General features: G+C 61.7%; 16 protein-coding genes and 1 pseudogene. 5 read left to right on the top strand and 12 right to left on the bottom strand.

Going from position 1 to position 16,360, the window contains the following annotated elements; translation table 11 throughout:
- Position 1 precedes the first annotated feature (1 nt).
- A pseudogene (ligD, locus tag ACFE87_RS07005) lies at positions 2-1,046 on the bottom strand (non-homologous end-joining DNA ligase).
- Between the two features lie 421 nt (positions 1,047-1,467).
- Between ligD and ACFE87_RS07000 the strand changes: the two are divergent.
- Together ACFE87_RS07000 and ACFE87_RS06995 are read left to right on the top strand one after the other, a co-directional pair.
- Positions 1,468-2,766 (top strand): FkbM family methyltransferase, encoded by a 1,299-nt coding sequence (locus ACFE87_RS07000; protein ID WP_375458910.1) that lies wholly within the window; start codon positions 1,468-1,470, stop codon positions 2,764-2,766.
- A 149-nt stretch (positions 2,767-2,915) separates the two neighbouring features.
- Positions 2,916-3,788: a hypothetical protein gene (locus tag ACFE87_RS06995; RefSeq protein WP_375458909.1), complete on the top strand. Its 873-nt coding sequence runs from the start codon at positions 2,916-2,918 to the stop codon at positions 3,786-3,788.
- A gap of 64 nt (positions 3,789-3,852) precedes the next feature.
- Here the strand turns inward: ACFE87_RS06995 and ACFE87_RS06990 are convergent, their stop codons facing one another.
- The 4 genes from ACFE87_RS06990 to ACFE87_RS06975 form a co-directional block, all read right to left on the bottom strand.
- Positions 3,853-4,839: a class I SAM-dependent methyltransferase gene (locus ACFE87_RS06990; RefSeq protein ID WP_375458908.1), complete on the bottom strand. Its 987-nt coding sequence runs from the start codon at positions 4,837-4,839 to the stop codon at positions 3,853-3,855.
- Positions 4,840-4,894: 55 nt separating this feature from the next.
- Positions 4,895-6,025: a hypothetical protein gene (locus tag ACFE87_RS06985; RefSeq protein ID WP_375458907.1), complete on the bottom strand. Its 1,131-nt coding sequence runs from the start codon at positions 6,023-6,025 to the stop codon at positions 4,895-4,897.
- Between the two features lie 38 nt (positions 6,026-6,063).
- Entirely contained in the window at positions 6,064-7,023 is a 960-nt protein-coding gene (locus ACFE87_RS06980) for a hypothetical protein (RefSeq protein ID WP_375458906.1), read from the bottom strand.
- Between the two features lie 86 nt (positions 7,024-7,109).
- A complete protein-coding gene (locus tag ACFE87_RS06975) occupies positions 7,110-9,293 on the bottom strand; it encodes a hypothetical protein (protein ID WP_375458905.1) in 2,184 nt (727 codons plus the stop codon).
- A 475-nt stretch (positions 9,294-9,768) separates the two neighbouring features.
- Between ACFE87_RS06975 and ACFE87_RS06970 the strand changes: the two genes are divergently transcribed.
- Positions 9,769-9,987, top strand: a complete 219-nt coding sequence (locus ACFE87_RS06970; RefSeq protein WP_375458904.1) for a hypothetical protein — start codon at positions 9,769-9,771, stop codon at positions 9,985-9,987.
- Between the two features lie 3 nt (positions 9,988-9,990).
- Here ACFE87_RS06970 and ACFE87_RS06965 read toward each other — a convergent pair whose 3' ends face one another.
- The 4 genes from ACFE87_RS06965 to ACFE87_RS06950 all read right to left on the bottom strand — a co-directional run bounded on the left by ACFE87_RS06965 (position 9,991) and on the right by ACFE87_RS06950 (position 12,226).
- The gene (locus ACFE87_RS06965) at positions 9,991-10,128 is read right to left on the bottom strand and encodes a hypothetical protein (protein ID WP_375458903.1); all 138 of its coding nucleotides are present in this window, start codon (positions 10,126-10,128) and stop codon (positions 9,991-9,993) included.
- A 112-nt stretch (positions 10,129-10,240) separates the two neighbouring features.
- A complete protein-coding gene (locus ACFE87_RS06960; RefSeq protein WP_375458902.1) occupies positions 10,241-10,690 on the bottom strand; it encodes a hypothetical protein in 450 nt (149 codons plus the stop codon).
- Positions 10,687-11,022 carry a hypothetical protein gene (locus ACFE87_RS06955; protein ID WP_375458901.1) on the bottom strand — a complete coding sequence of 112 codons (336 nt, stop codon included), beginning with the start codon at positions 11,020-11,022 and terminating at the stop codon, positions 10,687-10,689. Before ACFE87_RS06955 ends, ACFE87_RS06960 begins: the two co-directional genes overlap by 4 nt.
- A gap of 4 nt (positions 11,023-11,026) precedes the next feature.
- Complete coding sequence (locus ACFE87_RS06950) at positions 11,027-12,226, bottom strand: lysozyme (RefSeq protein WP_375458900.1); 1,200 nt, start codon at positions 12,224-12,226, stop codon at positions 11,027-11,029.
- Positions 12,227-12,710: 484 nt separating this feature from the next.
- Between ACFE87_RS06950 and ACFE87_RS06945 the strand changes: the two genes are divergently transcribed.
- Together ACFE87_RS06945 and ACFE87_RS06940 are read left to right on the top strand one after the other, a co-directional pair.
- Positions 12,711-12,857 carry a hypothetical protein gene (locus ACFE87_RS06945; RefSeq protein ID WP_375458899.1) on the top strand — a complete coding sequence of 49 codons (147 nt, stop codon included), beginning with the start codon at positions 12,711-12,713 and terminating at the stop codon, positions 12,855-12,857.
- A gap of 385 nt (positions 12,858-13,242) precedes the next feature.
- On the top strand, positions 13,243-13,968 hold the full coding sequence (locus ACFE87_RS06940) for a Stf0 family sulfotransferase (RefSeq protein ID WP_375458898.1): 726 nt from the start codon (positions 13,243-13,245) through the stop codon (positions 13,966-13,968).
- Here ACFE87_RS06940 and ACFE87_RS06935 read toward each other — a convergent pair.
- The 3 genes from ACFE87_RS06935 to ACFE87_RS06925 all read right to left on the bottom strand — a co-directional run bounded on the left by ACFE87_RS06935 (position 13,965) and on the right by ACFE87_RS06925 (position 16,276).
- Positions 13,965-15,608, bottom strand: coding sequence for a tail fiber domain-containing protein (locus ACFE87_RS06935; RefSeq protein ID WP_375458897.1), 1,644 nt, complete (start codon positions 15,606-15,608; stop codon positions 13,965-13,967). The genes ACFE87_RS06940 and ACFE87_RS06935 overlap by 4 nt on opposite strands.
- Before the next feature lie 69 nt (positions 15,609-15,677).
- Complete coding sequence (locus tag ACFE87_RS06930; RefSeq protein ID WP_375458896.1) at positions 15,678-15,980, bottom strand: hypothetical protein; 303 nt, start codon at positions 15,978-15,980, stop codon at positions 15,678-15,680.
- Positions 15,980-16,276 (bottom strand): hypothetical protein, encoded by a 297-nt coding sequence (locus tag ACFE87_RS06925; protein WP_375458895.1) that lies wholly within the window; start codon positions 16,274-16,276, stop codon positions 15,980-15,982. Before ACFE87_RS06925 ends, ACFE87_RS06930 begins: the two co-directional genes overlap by 1 nt.
- Positions 16,277-16,360 lie beyond the last annotated feature (84 nt).

The raw sequence follows: 16,360 nt of genomic DNA, 5'->3' as shown, positions 1-16,360 counted from the left end.
ATCAGCGCTGAAACACTGCCGAGTCCTCGCCCGTACGCAGCCGCTTGTAGGATGCGTGCCGGAGCTTGCCGTCCCCGGTCCATCCGCGGAACTCGACCTGGGCGACGAGCACCGGGTCTACCCACACAATGCGCTTCTCCTTCAACCTGACGGCCGACGTCTCGCGCCGGATCGCGTCGAGGTCTCTCCGGAGGGCCCGGGCGACCGTTTCGGAGAACCCGGTCCCGACGCTGCCGGCGTAGGCGAGCCCGTCGCTCTGGCGGCAGGCCAGCAGAAGTCGCCCGAGCCCGCCGCGGGCGACGGACGACGGCTCATAGCCGATGATCAGGAAGGCCTCGCTCTCGATGCACTTGATCTTGAGCCAGTCCGTGCCGCGGCCTGAGCGGTACGGCTTGCGACGATCCTTCGCGATGATCCCCTCGAGCCCGTGCTCGCAAGCCGATCGGAAAAGGGCGGCACCTTCGCTGTGGACCTCTTCGGAGAGCCGGATCCAGCCGGCCGGGTCGGAGCCGGAGAGCAGTTGTTCGAGCGCGGTCCGGCGCTGATCCAGCGTCCCGGCCCGCAGATCGACCCCGTCCAGGTAGAGCAGGTCGAAGGCGTAGAACATGACCTCTGAGGCAACCCGCTTGCCGCCGCGGCCACCGAGCGCCTGCAGGAGCGCCGGATAGTCGGACCGACCCTGCTCGTCGAGCACGACGGCCTCGCCGTCCAGGATGGCGGTCCCGGCGCCGAGGTCGGCGGCCCGCCGCGGCGATCGCCGGAAAGCGATGCGTCCAGTCATGCCCGCCGCGGGTGATGACCCGCACGCCGGAGGGCTCGATATGGACGTGCAGGCGGTAGCCGTCCCACTTCACCTCGAATGCCCAATGCGGGCCCGCCGGCGGCTTCGCTGCGAGCGTGGCTAGGCACGGCTCGATCCGCTCTGGCATTAGGTCACGGAAGAGCTTTGCCTGGCGCGATGGCCGAGCATCCGGCCCGCGAAGGGCGACGTCCGTTGTGGGCGTGGCGCGGAGGCGACGCTTCGGCTTCTCGGGCGGCTTGGCCATCCGGGCAGGATGGGGCGGGCGGGTTAAGGTGGGGTCAGCGCCGCCACGAGGCCGCAATCTGCTGCCTCCTGAGTTTGCAAGTTGTGGGACGTTGCCCTATCTTGCCGTGCTCTGAAACGATGGACCAGCGAGACTTTGCAGGGGCTGCTGACAATTGAGTTTTGGGCCACCTCGTTCGGTGCGGCTGTTTCAGCTTTTGTAGCGGCGCTGATCGCCCCCGGCATGCCGGCAGCCGATGATGACGACGGCTGGGGCGGGTAGCTGCACATCGGCCCGACGGCCGATTTGAAGAAGTTCTTGTCGCTCACGACAAGAGCGTGTGCTGCGGCTCGTTGACGGAACAAGCCTGTCGATTGGCATCTAGTACTGCTGAGTCTTCAGAAGGTCCCCTTTGACCAAGATTGTCACTCGATATGGGCCCATGCTGGCTCCTGAGGCCAGCGGAGATCTCATCGGTCGCTTTCTCCGAGAATGCGGGGAGTGGGCGTGGGACGAGGTCGCTTTCGTAGGCTCGACCCTACCCGACGATGCCAAGGTGCTTGATGTCGGCGCCTATGTGGGAACGTTCGGCTTGGGTCTTAGTACTCTTGGCAGGCTGAAATCCGTCCACTTCGTAGAGGCGAATCCTCAGGCGGCTGCATACCTGAAGGAAAACATCGACTCGAACCTTTCTCCGTGTGGCCACGTAATAGAAGCAATCGTCACAGGTCAGCATAAAGCAACACGGATCGGGCGAGCTCAACTGGGTAACCTGGGATCTGCCTCATTTTCGGAAGCGAGCGACGGAGATATCACCTTCCTGCCGGCAGAACGCAGACTGACCCTGGCAGATTTGGACCAGGAATTCGGCCCATTCGACCTAATCAAGCTCGACGTCGAAGGTATGGAACTCGAAGTACTAGAAGCGTCTACGGCCTTGCTGTCCGGTGGACAAACCAGCTTTTGGGTCGAATGCAATGACACAACGGCATCGCTGTTAGTAGCCGATCTACTTATTTCGTCCGGCGTTGATGTCTACTACTTTGCGTTTCCATCCCACAATCCCGAGAATTTTAATGCTAAACAGGATCCTATCATCCCGTTTGCGTTCGAGGCCGGACTGCTTGCAGCCCCCCACAGGACGCCAACGCTAAATGACGCTCTGGCCTCTCACCAATGCGTTCTCCGGCGTATCCAGAGTTCCGAGGGGTTGCGGGAAGCAATGTGGCTAACTCCCCGATGGGGCAAGGACGAGTGGATTGGCGCGGACGCCACCCACCTCGTCGCGCTGCTAGGTCACGAACTGTCCGGCGAAGGGTACCAGAGCTATTTGCGGACGGGTGACGACCGAGGCGACGCCGAGGGCAGTCAGAGAGGGAGCAATCCGCTCGAACAGGCCAACGCGGCACTAGCCGAGGCACAGGCTTTGGCCTACTCCCGCTATGACGAAATCTCTCGGCTAACGGACCAACTCACGCGAACGGATCGAGCGCTCAACGAAGCGCAATCTATTGCATTCTCTCAGACCGACGAATTGTCTGGCATCACTGACCAACTCAGACGGACTGAACAGGCCCTCGCTGAAGCACAATCCCTCGCCTACTCACAAGCCGCCGAGATGGCCGCTCTCAGTGAACAGCTCAGGCAGACGGATGCTGCCCTGGGCCAAGCGCAAACACTGGCATACGAGCGAGCCGATGAAGTCGCCCGTCTCAGCAGTCAGCTGGCGCAAAGGCATTAGTCTGATCCGAAGAAAACTTGGATATGAGCGCTCTAATAGACGGACTTTAACTTAAAACCATGTGTTGCACGATGAAGTCGCCCCAGCTACCGAGGAAAAGCGTAATCCTCCCTGACTTGTCGTCTTGACCAAGATCGGGCCATCATTCGATGTTTTCGCAGCCAATACGTGACTCTAGCCGCAGCCCTGTTCAGGGCGACGACGGCGCGCGCCTAGCGTCCAAAGACATAGTCCTGACCGTCACCTCGGGCAGAAGCGGAACCAAGCTTCTGGCCGTCCTGCTTCGTGACGTTTTCGGGCTGCACGCCGAACACGAGCCGGCGCCGCGGGCGAATCTGGCCTTGCGGCCCGCCATTGCCGACCCGGCGTACGCGCGAGAGTGGCTCATCTCCGAAAAACTTCCGGAAATCGCGAAGTCCGGGGCGAGAACCTACATTGAGACTTCGCATGTCTACTGCAAAGGCTTCATCGAAGCCTTCTTCGCCTGCGGGCTCGAGCCCCGATTCATCATATTGAGACGAGACCCACGGGCGGTCGCGGAAAGCCTATTCAAGATGAACGGGATACCGGAGCGGACGGAGGCCGGTAAGCTCGTGCTGCTCGGCCCGAGTGACCCCCATGTTCTACCGTTGCCGGATTGGGAGCGATATTCCGATTACCAACTCTGCTACTGGTATGCGCGGGAAATCGAACGAAGGCAGGCGTTCTATGTCGGCCAGTTTCGATCGGGATCCCTGTCGTATTTCGATATATCGATCGACGAACTCATCGACGTTCATTCGCTTCTGCGGCTGGCCATGTTCATTGACCCGTCGGCATCGCTCAATGAGACATCCCGAGAGCGGTTCAAGGAGATCGTCTCGCGCAACCAGAACCCACGAAACGTTGCGCTCGAGGGCGCAGTCGACCGACTTCTTCCGTCGGACACGGCGCGGCAGGAACACGAGGTCGACATCGCCTGCGCGCCATACTGGATACCGTCGGCCAGGGCGCTAGCGCTCGGCCGCCACGCTCGCCCGTAGGCAAGAGCTCTTCCGAACCGCCGGTTCGAAAGGTACGAACCTTTCGTTCTAGATTGCGAATTCGTCAGAATGACCGTCGCAGAACGATACCGCTCTCGAGGGTCGCCTCGGCCTTGAGATCGCTCGAGAAGGAGCGATCGAAAAGATCGAAGCAGTCGAGGGCCCAGGCCGGCAAATCACGCTCCGCGTCGATACCCCCCATGGCAAGGAGCCCCGTCGCGCCGCGCCGATATTGCCTGTCGGGGTCGAACATCGGTACCACGTCGATCGAGTCGAACCCAGCTTCGCGCGAGGCTCTCTGCAGATACGTCCGCGTGAACAGCCACTTATCATCCATATACTGGAACATGGGCGAGCTCTTGTCGCTGCCAGCCCGAACCTCGATGTCTCGGCACATGGCGACCATGAAGGCCTTAGCGCTCTCGCTGACGCTCCCCTCAAGCTCGGCCCTGGCGAGGATCAGGGTGAACGCAGCCCGGATCACGCTGTAACCTTCGAACGGCTCGATGAAGACGGCGATCCCGCCGGGCTTCAGGGCCCGTTTGGCAGCCGCGAGGGCGGCAACGGGGTCGACCAAGTGATGCAAGATCGATCCGCCAACCACGACGTCGAATGATCCCGGTTTGAAGAAGTTGCGCATCGCATCGGTGCAGACGCAGTAGACTTGGTCATCGAGCGACTCAGCGGTGACATAGGATCGCAAGATTGCCAGGAGTTGCGGGGACAAGTCCGTTCCAACAATTGAGCAGTCCGGGAAGAGCTTGAGGCACGGAACAATCGTGTTCAGCCCGGAACCGGTCCCGATGTCCAGAATGCGCAGCCTTTCGCCACCGGGCTTTTGAACCGACGTGAATATGCGGTTGAACATGCCAAGCCAGTGATCCGACGCGCTGTATCGGGCATGGTACACCTCGGCATTCTCCAGAAACTGATCGGTAATCCCAGTTTTTTGCACATCCAGTTCCGGCTCCGGGACGTAGATACCTGCGTATCTGGCTTCTTTCTGGCCGAGATCGACGATTGGGACGACGAAGTAATCCTGTATATTCACGGTCAAATTCCTCGATGGCACCCGACCGGTTCCAACCGGGTCACGGACGATTGCGTCACGCCCCTGGCAGGATCCGGAGGAACCGCTCGTTGCCCTGCCATATGACGACGTCGGCCTTCCAATGCTCCGCGAAATCGAAATCCACTTCGTTCGTCCAGACGAAGACGAATTTTTTGAACCAGCGCGAGAACCACCACGAGAGAGCGGGCTGTCCATTCTCTGCGACGCTGAAATAAGAGTTTCCGAAAGCGACTACTGTCTGGCCAAACGGCGCATGGGGATTTTCCCAAACCTGCATGGTTCCGGTTACCCGGCCTGGACCTGCAGAGTTCTCCGACACCCGTGCAGCGTTCCCGACGAAATCAGGAAGATCGCGCGGGTCGACCTCCAGGAACTGGTCTACGTTGAAGGAGCCCATCATCCGGAGGCTGAGATCCCCCAACCGGTTTGCCACGCGGGAAAACTCGAACGGTCCCACATGCTTCCCGGTGAGCCTAAGGACGAGTTCGCGAAATACCGTGAATGTTCCGAGGGGCGAAAGGTGCGAGTCGGCGCGTCGGACCAGAGCTTTCGGCTGCTCGGCCGATCCGAAGGCGCGGAGACAGGAAACGTAGTTCCGGCTCATCGCCGTCTGAGCGATCTCGGCTTCGAGGAGCGATAGTAGAGGGGTGGGTGTAGCGATCTCGGTCGGGAATAAATCACTGATGATTGTGATCTTTTCCGGAATGACCGTCTGCACAAATTGCATGCCCAATACTGAGGCTCGGGAAATCCGCGCGGCGAGAATAGACATCCAGGCGCGACAGGGTCCTTCCACCTCGGCCGATTGATCGTATTGGGACAGAACGTCGTTCGATCCCCCGATCAGGAAAAGGTAGCCTTCTCGACCCAGTATCGCCGACCCGTCGGGCGACCTGAGGCCAAGCGGAAAGAACAACGGCACAACCTCTTGCGCGTGATCCGTCCCGACGCCCAGAGCTTTCGCGTTGAGATCTGCATTTAGGAGACGGGACGATAGGCTGATCAGAGGCGTAAGCACACCGCCTTCGATCGACCGATTGGACGTGCTAATTTCGCTGACCGCCGCGCAGAGAGCGGGCGTTTTCAGCGCGGCGGCGGTGTCCAATAAGGCCTGTGCCGCGGCGAGTAATGTCTCAGCCGCCTCGCTTAGATCAGGGGCGCTCAAAATGTCTTCCTCTCAACCTACGAAGACCGGTCTAACCGCTACACCGCCCGCTGACCTTCGGAGCGCAGCCAGGCAAGATAGGTGTCGGCCTCAAACGGCTCCGGAAACCGCTCTCTCATGCCGGGCTCGGACCGGTACAGGACCCGATCCTGATAATTGATGGCAGTCCCGTCGGAGTACTGGCCGTATGCCCACCATTTGGGCGGGATCCCCGCAGGCTGGCATCTGCCGATCGCCGATCGGTACCATTCGAGCAGCTCGAACACGATGGGGCTACCGAGCCCGTACCGCTCTATCATTGCTGCCCCAGGACCCTCGACCTTCGTGAAGTGGTAAAATCGCAGAGGCGAACCATTCACCAGGATGTCGCCGCTTTTGTTGGTCGTCAGAAAACGCCGGCTGAGATTCCAGCTGGCGACGTTATAGCCGGGATCGCGTAGTACGAAAACCTCCTCGAAGAACGCCGGGACCAGGTCGCACCAGCGCTGGTCCGTGTAGACCCCCTGCTCGGCCGCCTCGTAACAAAACTCGATCAAACGATCTTGCCACCAGCTGCCGAACCGCCGACCCTCTCTGCTATTCCTCACTGCTAGGAAACCGAGGTTGTACACACCATGCATCAAGGCACTGCGCTCGTTTTCCCAAATTGCTGACTTTGTCACTTCAGCATCGACGAGATGAGGAGTGAGGACAACCGAATTGGTCGTCAGGGCCTCTACAACACTGCCAAGTGGCCCAAAGAGGGCGATGTCCGGGTCGATATAGATCACAGCTTCAGCCCCAGCACTCAATATCGCGTTGAGGCAGAGACCTTTGACAGCCGTGCATAACTCAATAACATTGTGCTTGAAGATCCAGGCGTTTGTGGCCGTAGGCGCCAAATCTCTCGCCCATAAAACATGGTCAAACAGCTCGTCGACAATGTCGAACTGAAAGCCCGGTGGATGTTCGTCGGAGAGACACACCCACAACACCCAGTCTGGATGAAATTTCTTCACTGTCTCAGCAAGAACTCTGGCCCGCTGGAGGTACGCGAATGAGATGCTCGTATAACAATGTATCTCCACCTGTTGCGTACTCCGAACTAACTTGCGCGATCAAAGCCGGGCAGGGTCGGGCTCGGCTCCAGCCGCCCCGTGACGACGGCTGCTTTCCGGAATTCTTCAACGGCTGCGACCACGCTTCCGGAGGAAAACAGGGTGAACAGTTTATGCTCGTCCTGAAGAACCACTCCAGCCCTTCGGCCCTTCACAACAGCTGCGATATTCCCGCTGTTTTCTCGGGCGATGACGTATGCTCCGGCCAGGATGCCTTCGTGGGCGGTGTAGGAGAACGTCTCGTAACAGAGCGACCAGTTAACCACGACGTCTATATCCGCGTCCAAAAGAGCGTTGACCATCGCTTCTGCGTCGTCTGGTGTAACAGAAACCGTCACATGCTTCACATCGCCCAACCGGCGCGGTGCCTCTTGTGAAAAGAGGAAGAACTCGTACCTTGCGTCGTCAGCGCGTTCCGTGACGAGCGAACTGAAGACCTCCCATCCCTTCAGGTAGATTGGTGCGCCAATGTGCGCAATTCGCAACTTTCGGTCGCTGATCGGGAGAGCTGCGCGCACGCCGACCCGCTCCGGCTTGCCTAGTGGACGTACCTGCGCCTGGCGATAAAGATATGGGCTGACTGACACCCAGAACTTTCGAGCGGTATCCGACGGCGCCAGCACGGTTGGAGATAGCGACGTGAATATGTCTGCAACGGCTTTCACATGCTCGGGGCGCTCTCTGCCGTACGCGCAGATCTGGCAAGCGGTTGATCCGACCGCCGGAGCCCAGCAGAACTCAATGTCATTCCGTAAAAGGGCGTAGCTGGAACAGAGTGTCGAGAAATCGTGGATCCACACGAACGAACGTTCAGGTTTGATGTGGGTAGCAAGCTGCTGCAAGAACGATGGGGCGTGTCCCAGCATTGAGTGAATTGTCAACGTTAGGGTGGCTTGGCCGTTCTCTCGTTGCTGGAGGTACGCGAGCAGGTCAGCCCCGCTAGCACGGCCAACACGCTCACCGTCTACAATTACTGTGACAATGGCCCTACTCGGATCCTCAATCTCGCGTGCCAGTCTCAGCGAGGGCTCCGCTGGGGAGAGATGAAGGTAGGAAATTCCGACCTTGTTGAGTGAGACCTGCTCGTGGCCGACTACATTCTGCACGCCCCCGCTTACTCGAATATACTCGTCGTGACTGACCGAGATGACGATTTGGTCCCGGTGCCTCGGTATGAGCAGATTCAGTATTCGGATTAGAGCCTCTGCCCCTAGCACGCCTTTGGGCGCCCGCAAGGTAGGTAATGCGGGCCCCTTGTGCCTTCTGTGTGCATCCGCGATCAGGGCGCGCACTGTCCCGTAAGGGCGGGTGGCAAGTCTCCCCTCTGAACGGCCAGCAAGAAGGTAGTGATGAAATGGCTCCATCCCGGCCACGAGGACGTCAGGATACGCCTCTAAGTAATAAAATGGGTCGAATCCGGAAATGGGGTGTCTGCCTTCGCGCCAGCCTGTAACGACATAATGCTGAAGCGGATCCATACCTGCTTCAGCGACGTCCGGGTTTTCTGTTAGGTAGAGTTCCCGGTCGAAATGCTCCGCCACAACGTCAGGCACGTCAGCGGCGCTGTCATGTATCGGCTGAGCCGGAGAGCTCGCGGGAACTGCCTCGGCAGCTAGCGAGGGCCTACCCTCGCTTCGCCCAACTATGATGTAATGGTAGAAAGGGTTCATCCCACATTCTTGAACGTCAGGATTCGACTCCAAGTAGTAAGCGCTGTCAAAATCCTTCGTGGGGTTACGACCCTCGCGCCACCCTGCTGCGATATAGTGTGCCAACGGGTCCATGCCCGCCTCGGCTACGTCCGGGTACTCACGCTTATAATGCTCGCAGTCAACTTGCCCAGCTAATGCCTCCCAAACTTCCGGAAAAAACGTCTGGATGCTCTCCGCGAGCGTCGGCTCCCGCATGCCGGCCAGAGGCGGCTCCGGCCTCAACGAGCGCCTACCCTCCTTTTGCCCCACCGTTAGATAATGGTAGAAAGGGTTGACCTCGCCTTGAACGACATCTGGGTTGGCTTCTAAGTAATACGCGCTGTCGAAATCCGGCTTCGGAAAGCGGCCTTCCTGCCATCCGGCCAGGATGTAGTGCTCCAACGGGTCCATGCCCGTCTGAGCAACGTCTGAATATTCTTCGAGGTAGAACGCGCGATCAAAATGTTCTCCCAGCGTCATCCAGACTTGGGGGGAGTACCTTTGGCAGCTGTCGGTCGGTGCCTCTTGTGGGCGCGGATCGGACGACGACATATGATGGGTTTGACCTTGTTGCCTCTTTTTATCGAGGCCTAGGCAACTGAGCAAGGGCGCTTGGACGCCTTGTTCCGGTTTGGCTGGCTCGCCTGCTACAAACTCTGAGAGGCGAGGTTCTCTAATCGCGCGTAAGCGCGCCCACCCCGCCTTCCGCTCTCTCTCGGCGTGTCCGAACGCTCTCACCCCTGTATTCCCCTGAGCGCGCGGCTGGTAGGTATTCGAATGTCGGACGGTCTACCGCAGGCTTGGCTTTGGTCCGGCTGGAACGCGAGCGGAGATTTCGCAGTGTCGCACGTGCTGCACTGGCCTGCTCACCCGATGACAGTGTCGGGCACGATCGCGTGATCTCCGGCGCCGTAAGGCACGATCGCAAGCGGGGCCTGACCATGGTCGTCCGACAATGAGCGCCCCGGTCGGGCTAGTAATGGCCCTGCTCCTCTCCGGGCTAGCCGGGCCCCCTCTCGATTGCGGCGCCGCCTTCGCGACGCGCAACGCCCTGGCCCGGGAGGAATCGGCCATCCTGCAGCTCGAGGCGGATCGCGGGCGCCTCAGCGCGGCCGAGCGGGCCCGCTTGGCCGAGATCAGGAAGCGACGCCGGCAGCTGCTGGTCTGCGGATAGGCATCACCAGCCCCAAAGCCTCGCGCCGGCCCAGAGCGCCCCGATCATGACGAGAACCGCCGCGATGGGCATGATGACGTCGAGGAGGATGCGTGTGAGGCGGGGAAGCGGTTTCGATTCGGGTCGTATAGGATCCAGCATGAGGCTGGTAGCCGCGAGAGGCACGAACGGATGCGCGAGCGGAACTAGGACCGTCCCATCGCCACCATCAACCCGAAGGCCAGCAGCGCGCCAATCGCGCCCTCGGCGTCGATTACCTCCCGACGATCTCGAACGTGAATTCCCGGACCGGAGCTCGGATCGGCCAGAGCTTGTGAACGACGTTGCAGGCGAATTCTGCGGCCGTGATGTAGTGGGCCGGCCCGGGCTTGAACGCGGCCGGTACCGTGACGTGGACCAGGAAGCTGTCGTTTCCGATGGGGCCGGGATCGGTCTTCAGGTCGAAATCCTCCAGGATCTCGCGCCCGCCGGCGCTGTCCCGCAAAACGCGGTCGGCGTGGATCGCGCACGAGCGATGCCGGACGACCTTGAACCGCATCGTGAAGGGGTCGCCCGGCCGGACCATCGGCGTCAGCACCTCGGCCGAGATGATGGAGATCGGCGGGTCACGGTCAGCCAGGAAGGTGCCGAAGAGGCCGGCCAGCAGAGCCGCGATGAGGAAGCCGGGAACGACCACGGTCATGGTGAGCGCGCGCATGATCACCGACCGCCTCCCTTCAGCCAGGCGAAGATCTCGATCCCGGCCTTCGCGAGACCCCACGATCCGAGGAACACGCCCGCGATCGTCAGCCCGAGCCATTTTCCGAACTTTCCGATCGTCTGAGCGGCGCTGTAGTCCCGCAGCATCTTGTCCAAGGCTTCGAGCTCGGGCTTGCTCTTGCCGGCCAGCCACTCGCGCACGTGCGCCGGCAGCGGGGTCGCGCCGGCCACACGTTCGCCGACCCGCTTCGCGATGCTCTCGTCACCTCCGAGGTGAGGTATCTGCCTCACGGCCGCGACGATGGCCGCGATCTCTTCCTCGTCCTCTCGGGTCATGGGCTTAGAGCCCCGCCTGCCGGATCGTGCCCTGCCTATAGAGGGCTCGGATCTGCAGGGCATACTTCAAGCCCTTCATGGCCGCCCAGATGCCGGCGAGCAGCCCGAGAATCCACCAATGGTGGAAGACCCATTGGACGAGCCCGATGCCTGTCGTGAGGATCGTCTGGATCGTGCTGAGCGTTTCCGATGCCTTGTCGGCCGTGCCCTTGATGCCGTCGAGCACGCCTGTCTGATCAACGCCGCCGAGGATTGAGAAGAGCCCTGACAGGATACCACCGCCGACAAGGGCAGCCGGGGCCTTGACCGGCGTGTTGCCCTCGGCGCGCAGCTCGGAGACGGTCTTGGTCGCCCGAGCCTCCGCCACCTTGCGGCGCTGCAGCTTGACCATGGACGCGAGAATGTCGTCGGACAGCGGCCAATCATCGGGTGGCTTGATGGCCGGGAACTGCTCGGCCAGAGCGAGCGTGACCGCGGTCTTCGTGCTCGCCCCCCACAGCCCGTCCGGATCGCCGACCTCCGTATAGCCTGCCGCGAGGAGCCGGTTCTGCGCTCGGAACAGGACGATGTCGCCCTTGTTCGTCCCGACCAGGACGACGCTCTGCGGCTTCACGCCGATAAGGCGCTTCCACAACGGCAGGGCCTCGATGACGGGCTCGACCGTCTCGACAACCGGCTTGTCGGTCGCGATCGGGACGTGGGAGATGGTCTTCGGCTTGGGCGAAACGGCACCGACCACCTTGACCGAACTCCGGTCGTTGGACCGCGCTTTCGGCAGCCGCACGCTATACATGGTCAGGAACTGGTCGCGCTCAGCCTCCCGCCGGGAGGTGACCTCGGGCGGCTTCGTCCATTGCATGATCAGCCGCGCGACCTTGGCCCGGGGCCGGCCCTCGTTCAGGGCGCGGAGGAAGCCGGAGCGCTTGAATCCACCCACGCCGATGTTGAAGACGATGGAGGCTAGCGCGTCGGCCTCGTTCTGGCTGATCGGCACCTTCACGGCCGCGAAGGCCGGCGCCGCGTGCGTGTCGATATCCTCGCGGAGAAAGGCCTCGGCCTGCTCTCGCGTGATCTTTTGGCCCTGCTTGACGCCCTTCGTGTGGCCCCAGCCGATCGTCCAGACGCCGACGCTGTCACGATACGCCGTGAGACGAACGCCCTCGCGGGACTGGATGGCCGCAAGGCCGATCTCCGATACCTTCATGGTCGGTCTCCGGTGGTCGGCGCACACCTCAGCGCCATGCTGATGTTCGAGTTCGGCGCAGCGGGTCAGGGCCGCCGCGAGGTCGCCGTCGAGGAGGTCGGGCAGGTCGCGCCAGCCGTCAGGGGTGCGGACGTAGAAGCGCCAGGTCAGGGGCGAGCGGGCGGAAGCGGGTGCCGGCTCGCGAGGCAGGCGACGAGCGCGAGCAGAAGCGCCGCCTCCAGGGAGGGTCGGATCATCGGTGATCTCCGGGCATGAAAAAAAGCCCCGACGAAGCGGGGCGGTAAGAACGAGGGATCGTGATGTGACGGGCGAGGCCGGCCCAGCTACCGAACGGAATGCCGGGATGGGTCCGATGGCGGTTGAAGATCGGAGGCTCTGAATGCCGATAAGGACGACGTACGCGGTTCGAGTCTTCGAGCGGTCCGGTGCCCGCCTAGCTTCCGGCAAACGCGTCGCTGCAGCGACGATGGTCAGCGCATGTCACATGGCCCAGGCGCTAGCCGCGAAACATGTAGGGGCCGTCGCACTCCGGATCGTCACGGACGACGAGGGCCGCCACCCGACGGCAACCGTCGTCGGTAAATTCGGCGAGATCCCTGACAACTTCGTCGAGGGCATGCTCGACATCTAATCAGCGGGAGGCCGAGCGTTGCAGGGTGGATGTGATCTTGCGAGGGACGTTCAGCCCCGCCGTCGGTGGTCCGGAAGCGGGGTCAGAGCCGGGCGGGAGACCCGAGAGAACTCTCGCCCGGCTCGCCTCGTGCTATGGTCTGTCAGCCCCGGCGACCGCCCGGTCGCCGGGGTCAGAGCCTGACGGACGCCCAGAGACGACCCTGAGTTCGGCTCGTTCACACCGGTACCGCTGTGGACGTCAGCGTAGCGCGACATCTCTATTAGCCAGGCAGCTGCATGACAAATGGCAAAAACCAACTCAGTTTGGCGTTCCCTTCAACTCTCTACTTCTAAAGTCCACCATAGATGAAATTTCACGAGAAAATTTCATCTACGTAATCTTGATGACTCCTCGCTCAGGAAGCTCTTGGTTGACAGAGATGGCGCGGGAAAGCGGCGAACTGGGGACACCACAAGAGTGGCTCAACTATGGATTTCTGAACTCGGAGAAGCAGGTTCTCGGATGCAAGTCGGCTCGCATGCTCAACATAACGGACATTAACACGTTTGTGCGTTCAGTTGTCGAGGATTACAGGTCGCCACGGCGATTAATTGGCATTGAAATGGCAATGTGGAACTTGGAAATGATGTCGGGATTGCTACAATCTCGCGCAGACGCGGTCAGATCCATAAAATGTTTTTTCAGTCTACGAAGGCGAAATATCCTCAAGCAAGCTATCTCGTCATACCGTAGTGACTTTACGGGGTATTACCATTCGTTCCAAACGGATCTTAACGCGCGAGAACGCTTTGATAGTTTGCCGTACAGCGCCGAGGCTATACTTAACTGCGTGCGCATACTCATCGAAAATGAAAAGAGAATGGCCGATACATTCTTCTCGTGCAATATCGAATCAAAGCAAATCTGGTATGAGGATTTGGTAAATGATCCAGCAGCGGTCATGTCATGGATGGTCAAATGCATCTCCGGGGAGGAGATCAAGGTGAAAGACCCGAAGCCTGGCGAGATGCGGCGCATTTCGGACGACACCTCGCGCCTTTGGCATGATCGTATGCGCGAAGAGCACGGCAGCACGATATCGGAACTCGAAGTGGGACGGCCGGGTTAGACGCCGCAATGCGCCTCGAGCGCGGCGAGCCGGGCCTCCTGGCCGCGGGCGATGAAGAGGGCGAGCTGGTCGGTTCGGAACCGGTACTCGTTGCCGGCCGGACGCTCCGGGACGCCGGCTCGCCCTTCCTCGCCGAGATCGAGCACGGTGCCGTCCTCGTCGATCACGGCCGGACGCGCCTCGATCGGCGGGATGGCGGGGCTCGCCTCCCACGCGTCGTAGCAGATGAAGGCCTCGGCGAAGGGGTCGAGGCCGTGCCCTTCCAGGATGTCGATCGCGCGCTGCACGGTCAGGCCGGTGTGAGTACGCGCGACAGCTTCGCCCTTCTCGGCGATCGAGGCGAGGAATTTGAATGAGCCGATCGCCGCGGCAAGGTCGCGGGCGGCCGCAATGCGGGCGGCATCGAAGGGCTGCACCTCCGTCTTCAAGCGCGCATCGGAGGTCGTTACCGTGCCGGTCGGCGTGAAGACCGTCCCCCCGAACGTCGTGTTGCCGTTCGATCGGGTGATGCTGATCGCCGCGCTCAGGAACGTGCCCGTGTCGCCGTACCTGAGGAGGGCATAATTGCTGCCGACGTTGCCGCCGCTCTCGTTTGTTCCGTCCGAGAAGAACTGAAACCAGCGGTTCACGCCACCGATCGAGACGGTGGTGCCGAGCGTGGCTGGAGCCGTAGCTGCCTGATACGTGAGGAACGGACCGGCGCTGTTGAGGACCATCCCTCCGAAGGTCGGCGTCACCGTCGCCCCGAGCCCGACATCGCTCGCGCTGTTGGCAGCGACGGGCTTCCCGTTCGCTCTGCTGTACCGGAGAACCCTCCAGTTGCCCGAGGCGTCCGAGACAGCCTCGGCCGTGTCGCCGGCTGCGGTCACGATGTTTGCGCCGTTGGCGGGCAGCCTCAGCGAGGTCGCGTTATGGGTGAGGGTGAGCGCGCCGGCGAAGACAATCCGCCGTTCCTTGTTCCCGCCCGAGCCGAAGGAGGTGATCGTGGTCGTTCCAGTGATGTTCACGCGACGGGTGGGCGCCGCGCCGATGTCGCAGGTTGCAGCGGACGCGACGTCGGTGGATCCAGAACGGAAGTCGACCGTGCCGTCCTGGCTCACGACGAGAGCATCGACGAAGGACGCCCCGTCGGTCGAGGCTTGGAGAAGCCAGCGCTGTGCGGAACCGACCGTCTTGTTTATCGCCTGGAACCAGGCCTGCCCGGCGATCGACCAGACCTGCCGGCCATAGGTCGTGACCCCGTTATTGGCGCGATCGAGCGTGACGGTTTTCGACTCGCTGTCCGCGTTCGTGTCGGCGCCGAGGAGCCTCGTGAGGTAACTGATGACTCGGGTGAGGCCAGCCAATGCGAGCGACGTGGCGGAGCCGGTGAAGCCCTGCGTGTCGAGCACGAAGGCAGCCGCGCTATAGCTCGTCGTCGTGCTGTAGGGCTCCGCCAGCGTGAAGGTCGCGCCCGTGCTTCCCGTCGGCGTCCAGTTCAGGATGCGGACCTTGGGCCCGATCACGGCATTCCGGCTGCCGATCGAGATCGTCATGTCCGACTGAACGGTCCACGCGCTGACGTCGCCGGCCACGCTGCCGGCCGACGAGTTCGCCGCGATCGTGATGCTGACGCTGGGCGCCGGGTAGTAGATCGACATGGGTCAGTTCCGGGCGTGAAAAAGCCCGCCAGAGGCGGGCCGGGAGGCAGGCAAGAGCAACGGGGCGGGTCAGTGCGCCGTGACGGTCTCGGCAGCGCCGGCGGGCGCCAGTGGCTTGACGGGGGCAGGCAGAGCCGGCGTCTCGGGCGGATCCTCGCCGAGATCCTTCAGGCGCGCCCGGAGCGTGACGTTGTCCGCATCGAGCCGCTCGGCCACCTTCTGCATGACGTCGCGCTCTCGGCTGACGCGGGCGAAGATGACGGCACCCTCGACAAGCCGCGCCTGCGCCACGTCGCGCTGCCGGACGACCTCGTCGAGCTGGGCCTGGACGAGGACGGGATCGAGCGCGAGCGGGATCGGAGCGTCCGACATCACGACGCCCTCTCGATTTGCGCCGGCATGAGGCGGAGCGGCAGCTCCATCCCGTCGGCATTGTGGACGAGCAACGTCGTGACCTTGTCCTCGGGGTGATAAGCCAGCACGACCCCGATCGGGCTGAGCAACATGGCCGTCCGTTCGAGATCGCCATCCGTGACTCGGGCGACGTCGCCCGACTTGAAGGCCGCGGCTTGCAGGCGGGTTTTCACCTCGGCCTGGAGGATCGCCAGCAACTCCTTCGGTGAATGCGGCGACGTCGCCGTGACGGTGCGGGTGGTTTCGATGGGCATTATGGTCCCCCTTGAGTGATTTCGTCTTCGCTCGCGCTTCAGAGGCCGGCCGGGATGGGTGGGCACCGAAGCCTGGCATCAGGT

The sequence above is a fragment of the uncultured Enterovirga sp. genome (genome assembly GCF_964242715.1).
GTDB lineage: Bacteria > Pseudomonadota > Alphaproteobacteria > Rhizobiales > Beijerinckiaceae > Enterovirga.
Note: the sequence above shows the minus strand (reverse complement) of the source record. Positions and strands in the feature narration are given on the sequence as shown.

Coding starts and splice junctions, on each gene's coding strand:
- ACFE87_RS07000 (WP_375458910.1), top strand. CDS start 1,468: ATGCTGGCTCCTGAGGCCAGCGGAGATCTCATCGGTCGCTTTCTCCGA.
- ACFE87_RS06995 (WP_375458909.1), top strand. CDS start 2,916: ATGTTTTCGCAGCCAATACGTGACTCTAGCCGCAGCCCTGTTCAGGGC.
- ACFE87_RS06975 (WP_375458905.1), bottom strand. CDS start 9,293: ATGACGCTGGGAGAACATTTTGATCGCGCGTTCTACCTCGAAGAATAT.
- ACFE87_RS06970 (WP_375458904.1), top strand. CDS start 9,769: ATGAGCGCCCCGGTCGGGCTAGTAATGGCCCTGCTCCTCTCCGGGCTA.
- ACFE87_RS06965 (WP_375458903.1), bottom strand. CDS start 10,128: ATGCTGGATCCTATACGACCCGAATCGAAACCGCTTCCCCGCCTCACA.
- ACFE87_RS06955 (WP_375458901.1), bottom strand. CDS start 11,022: ATGACCCGAGAGGACGAGGAAGAGATCGCGGCCATCGTCGCGGCCGTG.
- ACFE87_RS06950 (WP_375458900.1), bottom strand. CDS start 12,226: ATGAAGGTATCGGAGATCGGCCTTGCGGCCATCCAGTCCCGCGAGGGC.
- ACFE87_RS06945 (WP_375458899.1), top strand. CDS start 12,711: ATGGCCCAGGCGCTAGCCGCGAAACATGTAGGGGCCGTCGCACTCCGG.
- ACFE87_RS06940 (WP_375458898.1), top strand. CDS start 13,243: ATGACTCCTCGCTCAGGAAGCTCTTGGTTGACAGAGATGGCGCGGGAA.
- ACFE87_RS06935 (WP_375458897.1), bottom strand. CDS start 15,608: ATGTCGATCTACTACCCGGCGCCCAGCGTCAGCATCACGATCGCGGCG.
- ACFE87_RS06930 (WP_375458896.1), bottom strand. CDS start 15,980: ATGTCGGACGCTCCGATCCCGCTCGCGCTCGATCCCGTCCTCGTCCAG.
- ACFE87_RS06925 (WP_375458895.1), bottom strand. CDS start 16,276: ATGCCCATCGAAACCACCCGCACCGTCACGGCGACGTCGCCGCATTCA.